This is a genomic window from Nocardia sp. (assembly GCF_025465275.1).
GTDB lineage: Bacteria > Actinomycetota > Actinomycetes > Mycobacteriales > Mycobacteriaceae > Nocardia.
Genome location: NZ_JAODNK010000199.1, coordinates 19772 through 39076, shown reverse-complemented (window position 1 = coordinate 39076; position 19305 = coordinate 19772). Strand labels below are relative to the sequence as shown.

At 63.7% G+C, this 19305-nt stretch carries 13 protein-coding genes; all 13 read left to right on the top strand.

Going from position 1 to position 19305, the window contains the following annotated elements:
• Positions 1-3 precede the first annotated feature (3 nt).
• The 13 genes from JWN03_RS40695 to JWN03_RS40635 all read left to right on the top strand — a co-directional run bounded on the left by JWN03_RS40695 (position 4) and on the right by JWN03_RS40635 (position 19263).
• A complete protein-coding gene (locus tag JWN03_RS40695; protein WP_297627216.1) occupies positions 4-855 on the top strand; it encodes an MlaE family ABC transporter permease in 852 nt (283 codons plus the stop codon).
• A 101-nt stretch (positions 856-956) separates the two neighbouring features.
• Positions 957-2111 carry an MCE family protein gene (locus tag JWN03_RS40690; RefSeq protein WP_297627327.1) on the top strand — a complete coding sequence of 385 codons (1155 nt, stop codon included), beginning with the start codon at positions 957-959 and terminating at the stop codon, positions 2109-2111.
• Positions 2108-3139 carry an MCE family protein gene (locus tag JWN03_RS40685; protein WP_297627214.1) on the top strand — a complete coding sequence of 344 codons (1032 nt, stop codon included), beginning with the start codon at positions 2108-2110 and terminating at the stop codon, positions 3137-3139. Before JWN03_RS40690 ends, JWN03_RS40685 begins: the two co-directional genes overlap by 4 nt.
• Positions 3136-4197, top strand: coding sequence for an MCE family protein (locus JWN03_RS40680; protein ID WP_297627211.1), 1062 nt, complete (start codon positions 3136-3138; stop codon positions 4195-4197). Before JWN03_RS40685 ends, JWN03_RS40680 begins: the two co-directional genes overlap by 4 nt.
• Positions 4194-5447 (top strand): MCE family protein, encoded by a 1254-nt coding sequence (locus tag JWN03_RS40675; protein WP_297627208.1) that lies wholly within the window; start codon positions 4194-4196, stop codon positions 5445-5447. The genes JWN03_RS40680 and JWN03_RS40675 overlap by 4 nt, the downstream gene beginning before the upstream one ends.
• Complete coding sequence (locus tag JWN03_RS40670; protein WP_297627205.1) at positions 5444-6685, top strand: MCE family protein; 1242 nt, start codon at positions 5444-5446, stop codon at positions 6683-6685. The genes JWN03_RS40675 and JWN03_RS40670 overlap by 4 nt, the downstream gene beginning before the upstream one ends.
• Positions 6682-8091 carry an MCE family protein gene (locus tag JWN03_RS40665; RefSeq protein ID WP_297627203.1) on the top strand — a complete coding sequence of 470 codons (1410 nt, stop codon included), beginning with the start codon at positions 6682-6684 and terminating at the stop codon, positions 8089-8091. The genes JWN03_RS40670 and JWN03_RS40665 overlap by 4 nt, the downstream gene beginning before the upstream one ends.
• Positions 8088-8954 (top strand): hypothetical protein, encoded by an 867-nt coding sequence (locus JWN03_RS40660; RefSeq protein ID WP_297627200.1) that lies wholly within the window; start codon positions 8088-8090, stop codon positions 8952-8954. Before JWN03_RS40665 ends, JWN03_RS40660 begins: the two co-directional genes overlap by 4 nt.
• The gene (locus tag JWN03_RS40655; protein ID WP_297627197.1) at positions 8951-9439 is read left to right on the top strand and encodes a h domain protein; all 489 of its coding nucleotides are present in this window, start codon (positions 8951-8953) and stop codon (positions 9437-9439) included. Before JWN03_RS40660 ends, JWN03_RS40655 begins: the two co-directional genes overlap by 4 nt.
• A 785-nt stretch (positions 9440-10224) precedes the next feature.
• The gene (locus JWN03_RS40650; protein WP_297627194.1) at positions 10225-11145 is read left to right on the top strand and encodes an acyltransferase domain-containing protein; all 921 of its coding nucleotides are present in this window, start codon (positions 10225-10227) and stop codon (positions 11143-11145) included.
• Positions 11142-11624: a nitroreductase/quinone reductase family protein gene (locus tag JWN03_RS40645; protein WP_297627191.1), complete on the top strand. Its 483-nt coding sequence runs from the start codon at positions 11142-11144 to the stop codon at positions 11622-11624. Before JWN03_RS40650 ends, JWN03_RS40645 begins: the two co-directional genes overlap by 4 nt.
• 1 nt (position 11625) lies before the next feature.
• A complete protein-coding gene (gene ccrA, locus JWN03_RS40640) occupies positions 11626-12855 on the top strand; it encodes a crotonyl-CoA carboxylase/reductase (RefSeq protein ID WP_297627187.1) in 1230 nt (409 codons plus the stop codon).
• Positions 12856-12888: 33 nt separating this feature from the next.
• The gene (locus JWN03_RS40635; RefSeq protein WP_297627184.1) at positions 12889-19263 is read left to right on the top strand and encodes a type I polyketide synthase; all 6375 of its coding nucleotides are present in this window, start codon (positions 12889-12891) and stop codon (positions 19261-19263) included.
• Positions 19264-19305: the final 42 nt, after the last annotated feature.

Sequence of the window (19305 nt, the reverse complement as noted above, 5' to 3'; positions counted from 1 at the left end):
CAGATGGCGTTCGTGATTCAATCTCGTTTTCCGAAGGTGACCAAACGCTTTCGGCGCTTTACCGAGGGACTCGATTCGGTCGGCCACCATGCGGTGTTCTACGGACGATCCATCGCCTCGGTCCCGAAGGCTCTGATTCACTACCGTACCGAGACAATCCGCCTGATTGCCGAGATCGCCATGGGCACCGGCGCTTTGGCCGTCATCGGCGGCACCGTCGTGATCGTCGGGTTCCTCACCCTGGCCGCCGGTGGCACTATCGCCGTGCAGGGTTACAGCTCACTCGGCAATATCGGTGTCGAGGCCCTGACCGGCTTCTTCGCTGCGTTCATCAACGTTCGTGTTGCGGCGCCGGTTATTTCGGGCATCGGCCTGGCGGCGACGCTGGGAGCGGGCACCACCGCACAATTGGGAGCCATGCGCGTCTCTGAAGAGATCGACGCCCTGGAGGTGATGGCCATACGGCCCATCCCCTTCCTGGTGGGCACCCGAATGCTGGCGGGCATCATCGCGATCATCCCGCTGTACTCGCTGGCTGTCATTTGCTCGTTCCTCGCGAGTCGCTTTGCGACCGTGGTGATCTACGGGCAGTCGGCTGGTGTGTACGACCACTACTTCGATACTTTCCTCATCCCCAGCGATATCCTCTGGTCCTTCGCGCAGGCGATCTTCATGGCCATAGCGGTCATGCTGATCCACACCTATTACGGCTATCACGCCGCGGGCGGGCCGGTCGGTGTGGGCGTGGCGGTAGGTAATGCGGTGCGGGCCTCGCTGATCTCGGTAGTCATGGTGACACTGCTGATCTCGCTGGCCATCTACGGCACCTCCGGCAATTTCCATCTCTCCGGGTAGGGCGGGACATCGTGCAACCACATGGAGGAACGACGAGCCCGATCGGCTCACCGTCCGTCGAGAAACGAAGCTCCAAGCGGTACCTCGAACAGGGGTGGTTCATCCGACTGGCCGGAGCCGGGCTCGTGCTCGGCATCGTCGCAGTGATCACCCTCTGCATGGTGAGCTTCGCGGGCGGATTCACGAACACCGTCAAGGTGACCGTCGCAGCCCCGCGTGCGGGTCTGGTTATGGACAAGGACGCCAAGGTCAAGATCCGCGGCGTCGAAATCGGCCATGTCCAAGGTATTACCGACGCCGCCGATGGCGCTCGCATCGAATTGGCCATCGACCCGGACAAATTGAAGATGGTTCCGGCCAATGCCGCCGTGGACATCAACTCCACGACCGTGTTCGGTGCGAAGTACATCAACTTCACCGAGCCGCAGAACCCCTCAGCCGATTCCTTGAAGCCTGGTTCAGTCGTGCAGGCCGGCTCGGTGACGGTCGAATTCAATACGCTCTTCCAGCATCTCACCGACGTGCTCGACAAGGTCGAGCCCGAGAAGCTGAACGCGACACTGACCGCGCTCGGCCAGGCGTTGGAGGGCAGGGGCGACAAGATCGGGCAGTTGCTGGTCAACAGCGATCAGTATCTGAAGGACATCAACCCGAGCCTGCCCGACCTGAAACGTGATCTGCAGACCTCGGTCGGAGTGACGAACCTGTATGCCGACACAGTGCCGGATCTGCTGCGCACCACCGGGAATATGACTGTCACAGGTGGCACCATCGTCGATGAGAAGTCGAACGTCGATCGGGTGCTGCTGAATCTCATCGGACTGGCCAACGACACCGGGGGCGTGTTGAAGGACAACGCGACGCCTTTGGTCACAGCACTGGATCTGCTGCGCCCCACCACTGAACTGCTCAACGAATACAACCCGGCGCTGTACTGCCTGGTCGTCGGATCAGCCGATGCGCTTCCGGTCGGTAACCGCATCTTCGGTGGTGACGCACCGTGGGTGGCACTGAATGCCAGCCTCCAGGGTGGTGGCACGCCGTACGAGTACCCGAAGGATCTGCCGAAGGTGAATGCCACGGGAGGCCCGCACTGCGAGAACGTTCTCGACCGAGTGCCGGGTAGTCACTCCAATTACCTCGTTACCGATACCTCCGAGGGCGAGGTGTGGACACCTTCGATGTCGACTCATCTCAACGGCCCGAAGGTTTTCCAGATGTTGTTTGCAGGACTGCCGGGGGTGCCCAACCCATGAGGATCAAACTGCACGCGAGCAGCGTAAAACTGGCGATCTTCACACTGGTCATGGTGGTGGTTCTCGCCGGGCTGGGAGTGATCTTCAGCCAGATGCGCTTCGCCCGCTCGACCGGATATCACGCGGTGTTCACCAGTTCGTCCGGAATCCTGCCGGGCTCCAAGGTACGCATAGCCGGTGTACCGGTGGGTTCGGTATCGCGGGTGTCCGTGGGCAAGGATCACCTCGCCCACGTCGACTTCGATATCGACCACGAGTACCAGGTCTACTCCAGCACCCAGGCCGCGATTCGCTACGAAAACCTCGTCGGCGACCGTTACCTGGAGCTGCTGGATGGACCGGGTAGCGCGCAGGCTCTGAAAAAGGGCGCGACAATCCACGTCGAACAGACCAAACCCGCGCTCGACCTGGACATGCTGCTGGGCGGATTCAAGCCCTTGCTGCGAGGCCTGAACCCGGAGCAGGTGAACGACCTGACGGGCGCGTTGCTGCAGGTATTCCAGGGGCAGGGCGGAACCCTGGTCTCGCTGCTGAACAGCGGTGGCTCCTTCGCCAAGACCCTCGCGGACCGGGATGCCCTGATCGGCAGCGTGATCGAGAATCTGAAGACGGTGCTGGCCACCATCGATCAACACGACCAGGACTTCTCGACCACACTGACCGAATTGCAGCGTCTGGTCAGCGGTCTCGCGGCGGACAAGGATCCGATCGGTGATGCGCTGCCCCGATTGGCCGGGGCCACTGGTGATCTCACGACCCTGCTGCAGCAGGTGCGCCCGGATCTGAAGGCGAACGTCGAACAGCTCGGTCGTCTGTCGGGCAACTTGGACGACAAGAAGGATGATGTGCAGTACGTGCTGAATCTGCTGCCCGATACCTATAAGAAGCTGATCCGGATCGGGTCCTACGGCTCATTCCTGAACATGTTCGTCTGTGGTGCGAACTTCCTCATCGACGGACCGGACGGCAAGACGCAGCAGCTCAACTTCGTCGGTGCGCAGCACACGGGAAGGTGTGCCGCCCAATGAACGGACAGCGCTCTCCTCTGATCAATGCCGGCATCGTCGGCATCGTACTCGCGGTGACCATCGCCCTGGCATCGCTGCAGTTCGACCGGCTGCCCCTAGTGCGGTCCGGCGCCGAGCTGAACGCCTACTTCGCCGACGCGGGCGGACTGCTGCCCGGGGATCCCGTGCAGGTGGCCGGTGTCCGCTCCGGCCGGGTCGAGGCCGTGAAGCTCGACGGCGCCAAGGTGAAGGTGCATTTCACGCTGGATGAGTCCATCGTGCTGGGCGGCAAGACTTCTGCGGCCATCAAGACCAACACCATGCTGGGTCGCAAGTCTCTCGAAGTGACGCCGTCCGGGGACGGCGCGATGCGCGGGAACGACACAATTCCGCTGGATCGCACCACCTCGCCGTACTCGCTCACCGATGCCCTCGGCGATTTGGCCACCACGGTCAAGGGGCTCGACACCGACCAGGTCAACAAGACCCTGGACGCGCTGTCGGATGCGTTCACCGATACACCCGGGCCGCTGCGGTCGGCGCTGGACGGCATCACCCAGCTCTCGCGCAGCCTGAACACCCGTGACAAGGCGCTCACCGAGTTGCTCTCGCATGCCCAGAATGTCACCAAGGTGCTGGGTGATCGTGCGACGCAGATCAATTCGCTGCTCGTCGACGGCAATAGCCTGCTCGGTGAGCTCGACGCCCGCCGTGCCGCGCTGAGTCAACTGATCGTGTACGTGAACGGACTGGCCCAACAGCTCTCCGGTTTCGTCAATGACAACGAGGCGCAGTTGAAACCGACTCTGGACAAACTGAATTCGGTGCTGACGTTGCTCCAGAACAACAAAGACAATATCGGCAAGGCGCTCACCGAACTCGGACCGTTCGAAGCCGCGCTCGGTGAGCAGGTCGGCAGCGGGCCGTACTTCCAGGCCTACCTGTCCAATGTCGATTCGCCGATGCTCCAGGTGTTGACCGACGCGATGGTCTGGCCGCAGCATCTGCCCGACGCGCTGAAGGCCTATCTCGATCCGCTGCCGTCACTCCAGCCCGCCACCCAGGAGCCGCCGCGATGAACGCAATACGCAGGGTGCCGCGCACGGCGCGCCTGGTCGCCGCCGCGCTCGTGGTCGTGGTCGCCGCATGGCTGGTCTACGGCCTGGTCTCCGATATCGGTAAGAAGCACATCACCGCCTACTTCCCGTCGACCAACGGCTTGTACGCCGGTGACGAGGTGCGGGTGCTGGGCGTGAAGGTCGGCAAGATCGACTCGATCGATCCGGGCAAGGACCGGGCGACGGTGAAGCTCACCGTCGATCGCGGCATCGATCTGCCGACCGACGCCAAGGCCGTGATTATCTCTCCCTCGCTGGTTTCGGCGCGCTTCATCCAGCTCGCGCCCGCCTACACCGGTGGGCCGAAGATGGGCGACAACGCCTCGATTCCGTTGGAGCACACTGCGGTTCCCGTGGAGTGGGACGACATCAAAGCGGAGTTGACCAAGCTGTCCAAGGCGCTCGGCCCGATCGGTGAGGATAAGCAGGGCTCTTTCGGCCGCGCCATCAACACCGCCGCCGACAACCTCGGCGGCGGCAACGCACAGGCCTTCCGTGACACCCTCAAAGAGCTGTCCAGCACCTTGAACACGCTCTCCGACGGCCGGACGGATCTGTTCGGCACCATTCGCAATCTGCAGCAGTTCGTCGATGTGCTGTCCAAGTCCAACGATCAGATCGTGCAGTTCGGTGGTCGGCTGGCGTCGGTATCGTCCGTGCTCGCGAACGTGTCCACTGATCTGGGCAGCGGGCTGGACAATCTCGATACCGCGGTCGGGGACGTGAAGCGGTTTCTGGACGAACGAAGCGGCGCCCTGACCGAAAGCGTGCAGCGATTGGCCGACGCGACACAGGTGCTGGCCGATAAGAAACCGGAGCTGGAGAAGATCATGCACTCCGGCCCGACCGCACTGGCGAACTTCTATCAGCTCTACAAGCCCGCCCAGGGCACGCTGACCGGAGCTCTGTCCGCCCCGAACTTCGCCAACCCGATCGCCTTTCTGTGTGGTGCGGTCGAGGCGGTAGGCGCCAATGATTCCGACAAGAGCGCCGCCGCGTGCAAGCAGTATCTGGGACCGGTTCTCAACTCGTTGACGATGAACTACCCGGCGCTGCTGGTGAATCCCTTGACCCAGCAGAACGCTTTCCCCCAGCAGCTCACCTACAGCACGCCCGATCTGGCGAACCAGGTCCCGGGGCCGGGCGAGCCGCTGTCCGCGCCGTCTCCCAAGTCCCTGACCGACCTGTTCATCCCTGGAGGTGGACGATGATGAGCCGCAGACGAATTCGAGTCGCAGGTGTGGCAGTCGGCCTGGTCGCGCTGCTCGGTGTGAGCGGATGCGAATGGGACGGACTCAACTCTGTTTCGATGCCCGGTGCGATCGGCACGGGGAACGGCTCCCTGAAGGTCCGCATCGAGATGCCGAATGTCACGATGCTCACCCGCAATTCACCGGTCAAGGTGAACGACGTGACCGTCGGCACCGTCACCGGTATCCAGGTCGAGGGCTGGCATGCGCTGGTCACCGTCGGCCTCGACAAGGGAGTCGTGCTGCCTGCCAACGCCATCGCGCGTATCGGACAGACAAGTCTGCTGGGCAGTAATCATCTGGAACTGGCTGCACCGAAAGACGAGCCGGCGCAGGGCAATCTAAAGGACGGGGACCTGATCCCGCTGGCGCGGGCGGGCGCCTATCCGACCACCGAACAGACGCTTTCCTCGTTGTCGGTGGTGCTCAATGGTGGCGGTATATCCCAGTTGGAGACCATCACCCGGGAGCTGGACACCACCTTCAAAGGCCGCACGGATTCCATTCGGGATCTGTTGCCGCAGTTGAACACTCTGACCACCACGCTCGATCAGCAAACGGGCGACATCATCGCGGCCATGGGTGGGCTCGACCGGTTCGCCGGAGTGCTGGCGCGGCAGAAGGACGACCTCACGTCCGCCATCACGACCATCCACCCGGCCCTGACCGTGCTCGCCGACCGTCGCGAGAACATCACCAAAGCCATTACCTCTCTGGGTGATCTGAGCAATGTGGTGCAGCAGATCCTCGATCAGGGCGGCGACAACCTGAAGGCCGACCTCGCCAATCTCGAGCCGGCCCTGAAGTCTCTGGCCGATACCGGTGGAAAGCTGGCCGACTCGCTGCAATGGCTGCTGACCTTCCCGTTCCCGATCAAAAACATCGACAAGGTCATCAAGGGTGACTACATGAATCTGTGGATGACGGTGGACCTCACCGGTTCCCGGCTCGATTCGAACTTCCTGACCGGTACGCCACTGGGCGGTTCCCTCGGTGGCGCTCAGGCCACACTCGGGTACGGGATACCCCAGACTGCGGTGGGCAAGGGTGATCCGTTGTCCGATCCGCTGAATCCGGCGCCCGCGCCCGCGACGCCGGGACCGGTGCCGAGTGTTCCCGGGTTGCCGCCGATTCCGGGTCTGCCCGCGATTCCCGGACTCACAGTGCCCAACGTGCAGCAGGGCGGTGGGGGTCGATGAAACTTACGAAATTCGTCAAGATTCAGCTGGCCATTTTCTCGGTGTTGACCGTGATCGGCCTGGCCGTCATGGGCGGCCAGTATGTGAAGCTGCCCGCCATGTTCGGCATCGGACGATACGGCGTGACCGTCCAATTGCCGGCGACCGGTGGTCTCTATCAGTTCTCGAACGTGACCTACCGCGGCACCAATGTCGGCAAGGTGGAGGCGGTCAACCTCACCCCCGCCGGAGTCGACGCCAAGCTGTCCATCGAGAGCGATTTCAAGATCCCCGGCGATGTCGAAGCGTACGTGAAGAGCGTTTCGGCGATCGGCGAGCAGTACGTCGACCTGGTGCCGGCCGATTCACCGAAAGGCGGGAATCTGCGCGATGGTTCGGTGATCCCGGTGGGCCGTACCAAACTGCCGCAGGACGTCGGCGACATGCTCGATCAGGCCGACCGGCTGTTGTCGACCGTCGCCGACACCAAGCTGGCCGAGGTCATCAACTCAGCCTTCGTGGCGTTCAATGGCGCCGGACCGGATTTGCAGCGGCTCCTCGACTCGGCCTCCCTGCTGGTGCAGGAGGCCAAGGACACCACCGAGCCGACCAAGGATCTGCTGAACAAGATCGGTCCGCTGCTCGATACCCAGAACCAGTCCGCGGACGATATTCGAAGCTGGACCAAGGATCTCGCCACGGTCACCGACCAACTGCGCCAACATGATCCGGCGCTGCGGTCGCTCCTGGAGCACGGGCCGTCCGCGATCCAGCGGGTGAACCAGACCTTCCAGGACCTGAAACCGACACTGCCGATCCTGCTCGCCAATATGATCAGTGTCGGGCAGGTCGGGGTCACGTATCACGCTGGGCTCGAACAGATTCTTGTCATTTACCCGCCGCTGCTGTCCGCGCTACTGACTTCGATTCGCGGGCCCGTCCAATACGGGGCCATGGTCGACTTCATGCTCGGGTTGAATGATCCGCCGGGCTGCACCACCGGCTTCCTGCCCGCCGACCAGCGACGGTCACCGGCCGATCTCAGCCAGGCCGATACCCCCGACAACCTGTACTGCAAGGTGGCACAGAACGCCAAGGAAGCCGTGCGCGGTATCCGCAACACCCCGTGTGCAGACGTACCGGGCAAGCGGGCGCCGAGCCCGGACCTGTGTCACGATCCGGAGGGTTACGTGCCCGAGGGCGACAATCCGCCGTCCGGTATGCCGCATCCGGTAGACAAGAACGGTCAGCCAATCGATAAGCTGTTGGGTAACCAGCAGGCCCCCTTTATCGCGCATGAGGATCCGAGCAGCGGCACATTCCTCGGACCTGATGGGCGCGTGTACCGTCAGGGAGGCATCAATGCAGATGGCTCCAGTAAGGTGCCGTCAAGTTGGCAGGAATTGCTTCAGGAGCCACCGCGATGAGCGAAACACCAGCAAACCGAAGCCGTGCTCGGCGGCGTGTCGTCCGGCGGGCGGGACCGCCCGTCGAGGGTGACAGCGCGAGCATCGAGGTACAGGAATCGGGTACCGGCGCCGTGCGTCCGGAACCGGCTGCGATCGAGGTCGCCGAGCCGGGTTCGGTTGCGGGCGCAGCGTCCGCCGCGGCCACCGATGCCGAGCCCGTCGCGGCCGGTAGCGCTGGTGCAACTCCGGCCGCAGAAGATTCCGATGTCCCGTCTGAACCCTCGAATGAGCCTGTGGCAGAAGACAAAGAAGCGTCCGCGGTCGCGGTCGACGCCGACGCCGTGGCTGATTCCGAGACGGAGTCGAAGTCGAGGGTCCGCAGGATCGTCGGCTCGCTCGGTCGGATGGGCACCGTCGCCGCGGTGGTCGCGCTGGTGTCGATGCTGGTACTGCTCGGCTCGACCGGCGTGTACTTCTACCACGGGCACCGGGCGGACGAGCTGAGCCAACGTCGTGCCGAATACATTCAGGTCGCCAAGCAGGCATATATCGACATGTCCACTGTCAAGGACTCGACCGCGGATCAGGACATCGATCGGCTGCTCTCGGTCGCGGGTGGTGGTCTCAAGGACGAGTACTCGCAGAATCGCGACGCGTACAAGAAGGTCTTCGAGCAGATGAAGGTGCAATCCACGGGCACCATCATCTCGGCCGCGATCGAGAGCGACGACGCCGATTCGGCCAGCGTGCTCCTGCTGGCACAGCAGACGGTCTCCAATGTCTCCACCAATGGGCCGATGCAGAGGGACTACCGCGTCCGCGTGCACGTGACCCGGACCGCCAATACCGTGACTGCTTCAGGTCTGGAGTTCGTGCCGTGAAATTCGACAAGCGTCACCTACTGGTAGCCGGCGCTGCAGTACTTTTCGTCGCGGCCACGGTCGTCGCATCGCTGACCGGATACCGATTCTGGTCCGATCGCCAAGCTGAGCAGAACCGGACCTCCTCCGTCACCGTCGCGTCGGACACTGTCGAGGGGCTGTTCTCCTACGACTTCAATACCGCCGAGAAAGCCCTGCCGAAGGCAGCCGAAAAGCTGACCAGCGGCTACCGGGATTCCTACATGAAGGTGATCAAGGACCAGGCCATTCCCACGGCCAAGGAGAAGAAGCTCTCGGTCCAGACCACCGTTCAGGCGACCGGTGTGATCTCGACATCCCGCGACCATGCCACGGTCCTTGTCGTGGCCAATCAGCGGTTCTCGAGCACCGATTCGCCCCAGGACACGCTCATGAGCGATCGCCTGCAGGTGGAACTCACCAAGCAGGACGATCACTGGCTCGTCTCCGACATCAAGCCGATCTGACCAGATCCTCTTCGGTACCGAAAACACGCGCGGCACTCGCCGCGCGTGTTTTTTTTGTGCGTGCCACCGTCGAGGTCGATCTCTACCGCAGCGCTGCCCACCTAGGACTCCCCGCCCGGCACCGGTGATCCGTTCGTATGCAACACATCCGGAGCTTGCTCATGCCACACACACGCTCCTGGATCGTGGATGTTCCTGCCGCGCAGAGCTTTCGGTGCGGAACGACGAACGATGTCGACCGATCATCAAGCGCGCCAGTGTGTTCGTGGATCGAGATGCTGGTGTCGCGTCAGTTAATGGGGGTAGACGTGGCGCCGATGCCGCGACTGGACCGCGGATGCCGCCGACGGCTCTCATCGGCGGTGATGATCAGCTTGAAGCGCACTGACGATACGGCAGGTCTCGGAGTACGTTGAGTTACAGGCACTTTCAATAGATCTTCCTTGACAGCAACTGGAACTCGTTCTAGCTTTGTGGTGCGTCCCTAAATGGACGGGGCGTTGGCACGTAATAGATGCGCAATGAGGCTGGGGGCTTCTTTCACGGCAGGACTGCAGAAGGTATTCCTTCTGCGTTCTTTTGGGCTGCTTCCATTCGGAAGCTCATGCGTATGAGTGGGAACTGCTCGGCGACCGAATTCTCAACGGTTGGCAGGGGGAACTTTCGCTACCCTTCGCTAGCCGGCAAGTACCGCGACCAGGAGGGGCGTTGACTCATAAAAAATTCTGAGGCTTTGTCCTCGCACCGGCTCCGTCAATCTGCTTCTCTTCCTCGGAGTTAATATAGTGACTACATCCTATTTACTTGGTGGGCAGATCCCACTTACTGCCGCGTCCTGCCAAGAATTTCATGATCGGTACCCCGAAATTCGGAGCTCGTATGAACAGGCTTCCGAGTGGACGGGATTTTCCGTATCGGAACTTCTGGCGGGAAGTCAGCACGAAGAACGTGAAGTCGTGCATAGTTTCAGCGCATTGCGTCAGGCGGCGCTTGTCCTTGGAATTCATGATGTTCTGGCAGGACGGGGGATCTACCCGGACGCCGTCGGCGGACTGAGCCTCGGCGGACTGATCAGTGCTTGTCTGACAGGTGCTGTCGAGCGCCAGGAGCTGTTCGGGTTGTTGCACTATCACCGCCTTGTCCCGGCATCGCCTGATCCGCGGGCGCAGGGGATGGCCGTGGCGGCATTGCCGATCGACGATGATCCGGAGAGCTTTTACGGAGAGCGGTGCCCGGGGGTGTACCTCGCCGCAGACTATGAAGCGGCATACGGCGGCAATATGCACGTAATAGTGCTGTCGGGATACGTTGACGCTTTGGAGAAACTGGTGGCCGAGCATCCTCGCAAGATGCAAATGCTGTATCAGTATGCAGGCGCTTATCACAGCCCGCTCGTGCAGTATGTGTCGGACTTCATGGAACCTCGTATTTCTGAAATGACATTTCGGGATCCGAAGATAACGATGTTCTCATCGCATAGTGCGGGCACGGTGACGACAGCCGAAGCGACAAGAGATTACTTCCTGCACAACCATGTCCGAGGTGTGGGTATCAAACCGCTGATGACGGAAGTCGAGCGTATCGGCACCGATATTCTGGTCGGGCTCGGACCGGGCTTGCCGGAGAGTCTCGTTGTCGAGCGTTTGACGATGGCATTGGTTATCACGCCCGCCGGACTGGACGAAGCTTCGGAGGCATTGAGATGACGTCGGCCAGTCAACGAAATGCCCTATTCATCGAACCCAGCCGTGATGAACTGGTGGAAATCGGCCGGCGGCATGTTGCCGGAATGGAAGTCACCGACGCCGCCGAGGTGTGGATCAGCTCGGATATGGAGTTTCTTCTCCTGCACACGATCGGTCGCAGGAGTGGGCAGACCCGCAAGGCGGCATTACCGTTCTGGTATGACAGCGCCGGGTGCCGGGTCATCGTCGCTTCCCTGGTCGGGGCACCGCAACACCCGGCGTGGTACCTGAACCTCACCGCCGCCGATGTGAACCCAAAGGTGCTGGTGCGCTTGCGCAGCGGACAGTATTGGGCCGAGCCGCAGATTCTGGAAGGCGTCGAGTATCAACAGCTCTGGGATGAGTTGACCGCGGATCGCGAGTTCTATCGTGACTATCAATCCAGATGCGCGCGCCGGATTCCGCTGATTCGGCTGCCCGCTGTCGCAGAGGACTCGTGAGTTGAAAAAGTCGCTGTACGAGCTCGGTGAGCTCCCGCCGGTCGGGTTTATCCCGAGGAAGATGCTGGCATCGGTCATTCGCCCCGACCGGTACGGCGACCCGATCGACGCATTTCAAGACGAAATTGTCGATGTTCCACAAATCAGTCCGAACGAAGTGCTCATTTATGTGATGGCGGCCGGCATCAATTTCAACAATGTCTGGGCGGCGCGAGGTACGCCGCTGGACGTGATCGCGGCACGCCGAAAGCGAGGTTCCAGCGAGGACTTTCACATCGGTGGATCCGAAGGCTCGGGGATCGTCTGGGCAGTGGGCGACCGGGTGGATAACGTTGATGTCGGTGATTCAGTCGTTTTGTCTTCATGTATCTGGAACGAATCGGCCAACGATATCAGGATGGGCGCCGACCCGATGACGTCATCGAGTCAAAGTGTCTGGGGTTACGAAGAGAACTATGGTTCTTTTGCTCAATTCACGGTCGTTCAAGATTATCAATGCCACCCTAAGCCGGACAGACTTTCCTGGGCCGAAGCCGCCGCATATATTTTGACCGGGGCCACCGCGTACCGCCAGCTGCTGGGTTGGTATCCGAACGTGGTACAGCCTGGTGATCCGGTGTTGATCTGGGGCGGTGCTGGTGGGCTCGGTTCCATGGCGATACAGATCGCAAGGACATACGGTGGTCGGCCCGTAGCGGTCGTGTCCAGCGCGGAGCGTGAAAAGCACTGTGAAAGCTTGGGCGCCGTCGGTGTTGTCAACCGTCGGGAATTCTCCCATTGGGGCCGGCTGCCGGATATCGGTAATGAGCCCGACATGGCGAAATGGCTCACCGAGGTGCGGCGATTCGGCACCAGGTACTGGGAAGCGCTCGGTGCGAAACGCGCTCCGAAGATAGTGATCGAGCACGCCGGTGAGGACACGATACCGACGTCGATCTATATGTGCGACAACGCGGGCATGGTCGTCATTTGCGGCGGTACGACCGGGTATAACGCGGATGTCGATCTCCGGTACCTGTGGATGCGGCAAAAACGACTTCAAGGGTCGCATTTCGCGAACCTGCAGCAGTGCCGGGCCATTACCGAGCTGGTTTCGATCGGTGATGTGGATCCGTGCTTGTCGTATGTCGGTGCCTTTGCGGAAATTGGAAGAGTCCATCAGTTGATGTGCGATAACCAGCAGCCTCCCGGAAATATGGCGGTGCTGGTCAACGCGCAGTCCGACTGTTGACGAAATCTATCTCTAACCATTTGGGGGGCAGTCGTGGCAGATCGTGTTCTCTCCGATGACCTGATCGTGGTCGTCGGTATGGCGTGTCGCTTCCCTGGCGGCATCGATTCACCAGAGTCATTGTGGCGCTTTCTGATCGAAGGTCGACACACCTCCGGCGGGTTCCCGGCCGATCGGTCGAGGGTGGAACCGGCGGATACCGCGCCGATGGGTGGGTTCATCGACGGGGTGGGCGAATTCGATCCGGAATTCTTCGGAATCAGCCCGCACGAAGCCGAGGCCATGGACCCGCAGCAGCGGATGGTGCTCGAAACAAGCTGGCAGGCACTGGAATCCGCGGGAATCGACCCGACAGTGTTGCGCGAGAGCGACACGGGTGTCTACATCGGTGCCACGGGAGGGGACTACACATACCTGATCCCGGGCCGGTCGGATCTCGATCCAGGAGATGTGGCCATGGGTGTGAACCAGAGTGCGCTGGCCGGCCGGGTGTCCTACGTACTGGGTCTGCAAGGCCCAACCATGAGCATCGACACCGCCGGCTCGTCCTCGCTCGTCGCCACGCATCTCGCCGCCCAGGCCCTCGCCGCCGGTGAAAGTTCACTCGCCCTCGTCGGTGGTGTCTCGATCGTGTCCACGCGCACCGGGTTCCGCACACTCGGCCGGCACGATGCCATCTCCGACGCCGGTCGTAGCAAGCCATATTCGGCTGATGCTGACGGGCTCTGTATGTCCGAGGGTGTCGGATTGCTGGTGCTGGAGCGATTGTCCGATGCTCGCCGCAACGGCCACGAGGTGCTCGCCGTTCTGCGCGGCGCCGCCGTCAACCAAGACGGCGCCTCGGCGGGCTTTACCGTGCCGAGCGCTTCGGCGCAGCAGAAGCTGATCCGCGCCGCTCTGGCCGACGCCGATCTCACGGTTGCCGATATCGATGTCGTGGAAGGGCACGGAACCGGCGCGCCGGTGAGCGATGCCATCGAATTGGAGGCGCTGTTCAACACCTACGGCCGCGGCCGTTCCGCCACGGAGCCGCTAATGCTCGGTTCCATCAAGGGGAACTTCGGCCACGCCCAGGCTGCCGCAGGCATCGCGAGCGTGATCAAGATGGTTCAGGCCATGCGATACGGCTTCGTGCCGCCCACCATGAATGTCACCGAGCCGACCCGGGATGTGGACTGGTCCGCTGAGACGGTCGATCTGATCACCGCGACCGCCCCGTGGCCGGACCGCGACCGGCCGCGCCGGGCCGCGGTGTCCTCGTTCGGGATCAGCGGTACCAATGCCCACGTCATCCTCGAGCAGGCGCCACCGGCGCAATCGGCCACGCTTGTCGATCCCGGTCAGCGTGTGCCACTCGCCGTGTGGCCGATCTCCGGCAAGACGCCCGAGGCGCTGGCCGAGCAGGCCGCGCGACTGGCGGACCATGTCAGGGCCCATCCGGAATTCAGCTCACGCGAGGTGGGCCACGCACTGACCACGACTCGCGCCACGTTCGACCATCGCGCGGTGGTGCTTGGCCGCAACCGCGTCGACCTGCTTGCCGGCCTGGCTGCTGTGGCGGCCGGCCGGCCGGCCGGACCGATCCGTGGCCAGGCCACCGTGCGCCGGGTGGTTTTCGTCTTCCCCGGTCAGGGTGCGCAGTACGCGGGTATGGCAGCGCAGTTGATGGCCGAGTCGCCGGTATTCGCCGCGAAGATCGCCGAGTGCGAGGCGGTGCTGTCGGAGTTCGTCGACTGGTCACTGACCGATGTGCTGAACGAGACCCAGGGCGCACCATCGTTCGAGCGCGTCGACGTGGTGCAGCCCGCACTCTTCGCGACGATGGTTTCGCTTGCGGCACTGTGGCGTTCGTTCGGCATCGAGCCCGCCGCGGTGCTCGCGCACTCGCAGGGTGAGGTGGCCGCCGCGTATGTTGCCGGCGCGCTGTCGCTTTCCGATGCCGCGAGGATTGTGGCGCTGCGCAGTAAGCTGCTGCGCGAACTGGACGGTACAGGTGGCATGGCGTCGATCAATGCCTCGGTTGCGCGTGTGCGCGAACTGATGGCCGGGATCGACGATCTACACATCGCTGCCGTCAATTCTCCGTCGAGCACCGTCGTCGCGGGTGGGCCGGAAGGCGTGGCTCGAATCCTCGCGGTGTGTGAACGAGAAGCCGTGCGGGCGCGGCAGATTCCGGCCAGCTGCGCCGGGCACACCGCGCATGTCGATGTCTTGCGCGAGCGGCTCGACGCCGCGGTGGCCCCGATTACCGCGCGGGCCACCGGCATCACCTTCTTCTCCACGGTCACCGGTGGTGCGTTGGCCACCGAGAATCTGGGCCCGCACTACTGGTTCCGCAATCTGCGCGAAGCGGTGAACTTCGAGGAGGGCTGCCGGACCGCATTCCAGTCCGGATATAACGCCTTCCTCGAGATGAGCGCGAATCCGCTGCTGACTGCCGCGATGCACGAATCCCTGGGTGCCGCAGTCGATTCCTGCCTCATCGTCGGCTCACTCAAACGTGATGACGCCGGTATTCGGCGCTTGCTGACCTCCGTGTCCGAAGCCCATGTACAGGGTGTGTCGCCGCAGTGGTCGACGATCTACCCTGTCGGCTCCGCGCGGCCGGTCCCATTGCCCACCTACGCCTTCCAGCGCCAGCGATACTGGCTGGACGGCGCGTCCGGTGCGGGTGGCGATCGGCCCAGCGGTCTCGGGCTGGCTGTGGCCGGGCACCCTCTGCTCGGCGCGGTGGTCGAACTGCCCAGCGCGGACCGCTTCCAGTTCATTACCCACATTTCGCAGGCAACCCATGCCTGGATCGCCGATTACACCCTGGACGGCACCGTGGTGCTGCCCGGTGCGACGCTGCTGGAGCTGGTCTTGCACGCCGGCGACACCCTCGGCGTTCCGCAGGTCGAGAGGCTGACCATGTATACCCCGGTCATGCTGCCCACAGCGGGCGCCATCGACCTACAGGTCGTGGTCGGCGAATTCCTTGGGGCCGGTCGGCGCACGGTGGCCATCTACTCGCGCCCTGAAGACAAAGGCGGCGCACTCGGTGAGAGCCGGTGGAGCCTGCACGCGGATGGGCTGCTCACTTCGATGCCCAGGACCTCGGACCCCGACAGCCACGGGCTTAGCCTTTGGCCTCCCGTCGGTGCGGTACGGGCGATGGAGCCCGGCCCCGTGTACGAGACCCTCGCGGCTCTGGGCTACCAGCACGGCCTGGTCTTCCGAGGCATGAAGAGGGTTTGGCAGCGCGGCGACGAGATCTTCGCCGAGGTCGCCTTGCCCGACACCGTGGACGACGCGGATAAGTACGGATTGCATCCGGCGCTGCTGGACGCCGCCCTGCAGCCCGTATCCGCGGCCGCCGTGCCGGTGCCGTCGGAGGCGGGTTCGATCCGGCTCCCGTTCGTGTGGGAACACGTCGAACTGCGCGTGGTGGGCGCGACGGCCCTGCGGGTTCGGCTGACACCTGCGGGCACAGATCGTTTTCGCTGGGTGCTCGGCGACAGCACCGGCCGGATCGTCGCTGTCGGCGCCGTGCAGGTGGGCACCGTATCGAGGGACGAGCTTGCCACCCGTGAATGGTCGGGCCGGCAGGATTCGCTTTTCAGCGTCGACTGGATGAGCGTTCCCGCGTGGCCGGCGCGCTACTCCGCGCGCCGGGGCGAGTGGGCCGTTGTCGGCAGTCAGCCGCTCGGGTTGAGCGGTGATGTCGGGCTCACCACCTATTCGGATCTTGAATCCCTCTACGCGGCAGTGGATTCCGGATCCGATGTCCCCAAGGTTGTGGTGTTGTCCCGGGTCGCCTCCGCAGCCGGAGGCGAGCCGGGCGCCCATCCGACCGAAACAGTGCGCGACGAGCTCACGGAGATGCTGCAGCAGATCCAGACCTGGTTGACCGCAGCGCGATTCGCCGAGACCAAGCTTGTCATCCTCGCTAGTGGCGTGCAGGCGGTCGAGGCCGGCGAGGACGTCTCGGATCTGGCGGGTGCCACCGTGTGGGCACTGGTGCGCAGCGCGCAGTCGGAGTATCAGGACCGGATCGTGCAACTCGATCTCGACGAGGCCGGAATCAGCCTCGATCAGCTCGCGACCGGACTGCGGCTCGGCGAGTCCGAACTGGCGCTGCGGCGCGGCGAATTCTTCGGCCCGCGACTGCGTTCCGGCCTCGATGCGGCGGCCACCGTCGGTGCACGGCTGTCCGGGGCCTGGCGGCTCGACCTTCCGGCATCGGGCGATCGCGCGGACGCGGCGCTGACCGAGGCCGCGCGTGAATCCGCTCGTACCGAACTCGCGCCCGGCACCGTGCTGGTCGAACAGCGTGCTGCGGGCGTCTCGTTCCCGGACGCGTCGACCGATGTCGCCGCCGGAACCGGGACACCGGCACGGCGGGTACACGAGGCCGCCGGTGTCGTGCTCGCGGTCGGCCCGGACGTGACCGAATTCGCCACAGGTGACCGGGTATTCGGGTTGTTCGACGAGATCGCCGCGACCGCGACCGCTGACCACCGTCTGCTCGCGGCGGTTCCTTCGGCCTGGTCGTTCGCGCAGGCCGCGGCAGCGCCGGTGGCGTATCTGACCGCCCTGCACGCCCTTCGCGATGTCGCGGCGGCACAGCCGGGTCAGACGCTGCTCGTCCACGCCGCGACGAGTGGAGTCGGCACGGCCGCAGTGAATCTGGCGCGGCAGCTCGGCTTGGATGTGTTCGCGACCGCGAGCAAGCCAAAGTGGGATGCACTGCGCCGCATGGGTTTCGCCGAGGATCGCATCGCGGATTCGAGGTCGGCGGAGTTCGCGACGCGGTTTGTGAGCGAGCGCGGCATCGATATCGTGCTGAACCAGTTGCCCGACGCCTTCACCCGAGACTCGCTCGGTCTGCTTTCCGCTACGGGCCGATTCGTCGAGATCGCCAGGGATGTGGTGCGTGAGCCGGACGCCGTCCGCGACGAGCACGGTGTGTCCTACGCCTCGTTCGCGCTCGGCGCGCTCGATCCGAATGTGCTGGGCGGCTTGCTTACCGAGCTGTCGGCGCTTTTCGCGAGCGGTGCTCTCGCTGCGCTGCCGCTCACCCGCTTCGATGTACGGCATGCGGCCGCTGCCCTGCGTTACCTCGGCGAAGCCCGGCATGTCGGGCGGGTGGTGCTCACCTGGCCGTCCGCGTTCGATCCGAACAGCACCGTATTGATCACCGGCGGTACCGGCAAGATCGGCGGGATCATCGCCCGGCATCTCGTCTCCGCCTACGGCGCCGAGCATCTGCTGCTCACCAGCCGCAGCGGCGCCGCGGCGGCCGGAATCGCCGAACTGGTCGCGGAATTGGGCGATGCTGGTGCCGAAGTGACAGTGGTGGCCTGTGACGCGGGTGATCGCGACGCGCTGGCCGGGGTGATCGCTGGCGTGCCGGCGGCGCATCCGGTCGGTGCGGTCGTCCATCTCGCGGCCACGCTCGCCGACGCGACCTTCACGGTCCTCACCACCGAACATCTGGACGCCGTGCTGCCCGCCAAGGCCAATGGCGCGTGGTATCTGCACGAGCTCACTCAGCATCTGGATCTGTCGATGTTCGTGCTGTTCTCCTCTACGGCAGGCGTATTCGCCTGGCCCGGCCAGGCCAACTACGGTGCGGCCAACGTTTTCCTCGACAGTCTGGCTCGGCATCGGTACCACCGCGGTCTGCCCGCTACCGCCATGGCCTGGGGGTGGTGGGCCGAGGACACCTCCAATACCGGTGGACTCGAGGACAAAGACCGTGCTCGACTCGGCCGTATCGGCCTTACACCCATTCCGACCGCCGAGGCTCTGGGCCTGTTCGATGCCGCATTGCGCACCGGGCACCCATATGTACTGCCGATCGGGATGGATCTGTCGCTGGTGCGCGCGGCCCAGCCGACGGCCGAACTGCCTCCGTTCTTCCGTGCGCTGCCGCACGCCAAGCCGCAGGCCGCCCAGCAGGTGGATGACCCGACGGAGCTGGCCGCGCGGCTGGCGGGGCTCAGCCCCGCCGAGCGGCACGAGGCGGCGATCGAACTGCTCAAGGCACCGGTCTCGATGGTTCTCGGCTACGCCACACCCGATGTGGTGCAACCGGACCGGCAGTTCGCCGAGATGGGCCTCGACTCGCTCAGCTCGATCGAACTCGGAGCCCGCCTGCGGGCGATGACCGGTGTCAAGCTGGGCAATTCGGTGATCTACCAGTACCCGACGGTCAGGCTGCTGGCCCGGCACGTACTGGACCAGATCACTCCGCAGGCCGCCGAGCTGGCAGGCCCGATCATCGCCGAAGTCGAGATGCTGTTCGAGCGCCTGTCCGCGATTCACGATGGTGCGCCGGTGCCTGAGGAGCTCGTAGCCCGCCTGGCCGACTCCATGGGACGACTGCGCGGGACCGAGATCGCAGCGGCGGCGGTCCTTTCGTGAGTTCCCCACTGGCGACGAACGGTTCGCACACGTCGAGCAGGA

Coding starts and splice junctions, on each gene's coding strand:
- JWN03_RS40660 (WP_297627200.1), top strand. CDS start 8,088: ATGAGCGAAACACCAGCAAACCGAAGCCGTGCTCGGCGGCGTGTCGTC.
- JWN03_RS40645 (WP_297627191.1), top strand. CDS start 11,142: ATGACGTCGGCCAGTCAACGAAATGCCCTATTCATCGAACCCAGCCGT.
- JWN03_RS40695 (WP_297627216.1), top strand. CDS start 4: ATGGCGTTCGTGATTCAATCTCGTTTTCCGAAGGTGACCAAACGCTTT.
- JWN03_RS40680 (WP_297627211.1), top strand. CDS start 3,136: ATGAACGGACAGCGCTCTCCTCTGATCAATGCCGGCATCGTCGGCATC.
- JWN03_RS40665 (WP_297627203.1), top strand. CDS start 6,682: ATGAAACTTACGAAATTCGTCAAGATTCAGCTGGCCATTTTCTCGGTG.
- JWN03_RS40685 (WP_297627214.1), top strand. CDS start 2,108: ATGAGGATCAAACTGCACGCGAGCAGCGTAAAACTGGCGATCTTCACA.
- JWN03_RS40670 (WP_297627205.1), top strand. CDS start 5,444: ATGATGAGCCGCAGACGAATTCGAGTCGCAGGTGTGGCAGTCGGCCTG.
- JWN03_RS40675 (WP_297627208.1), top strand. CDS start 4,194: ATGAACGCAATACGCAGGGTGCCGCGCACGGCGCGCCTGGTCGCCGCC.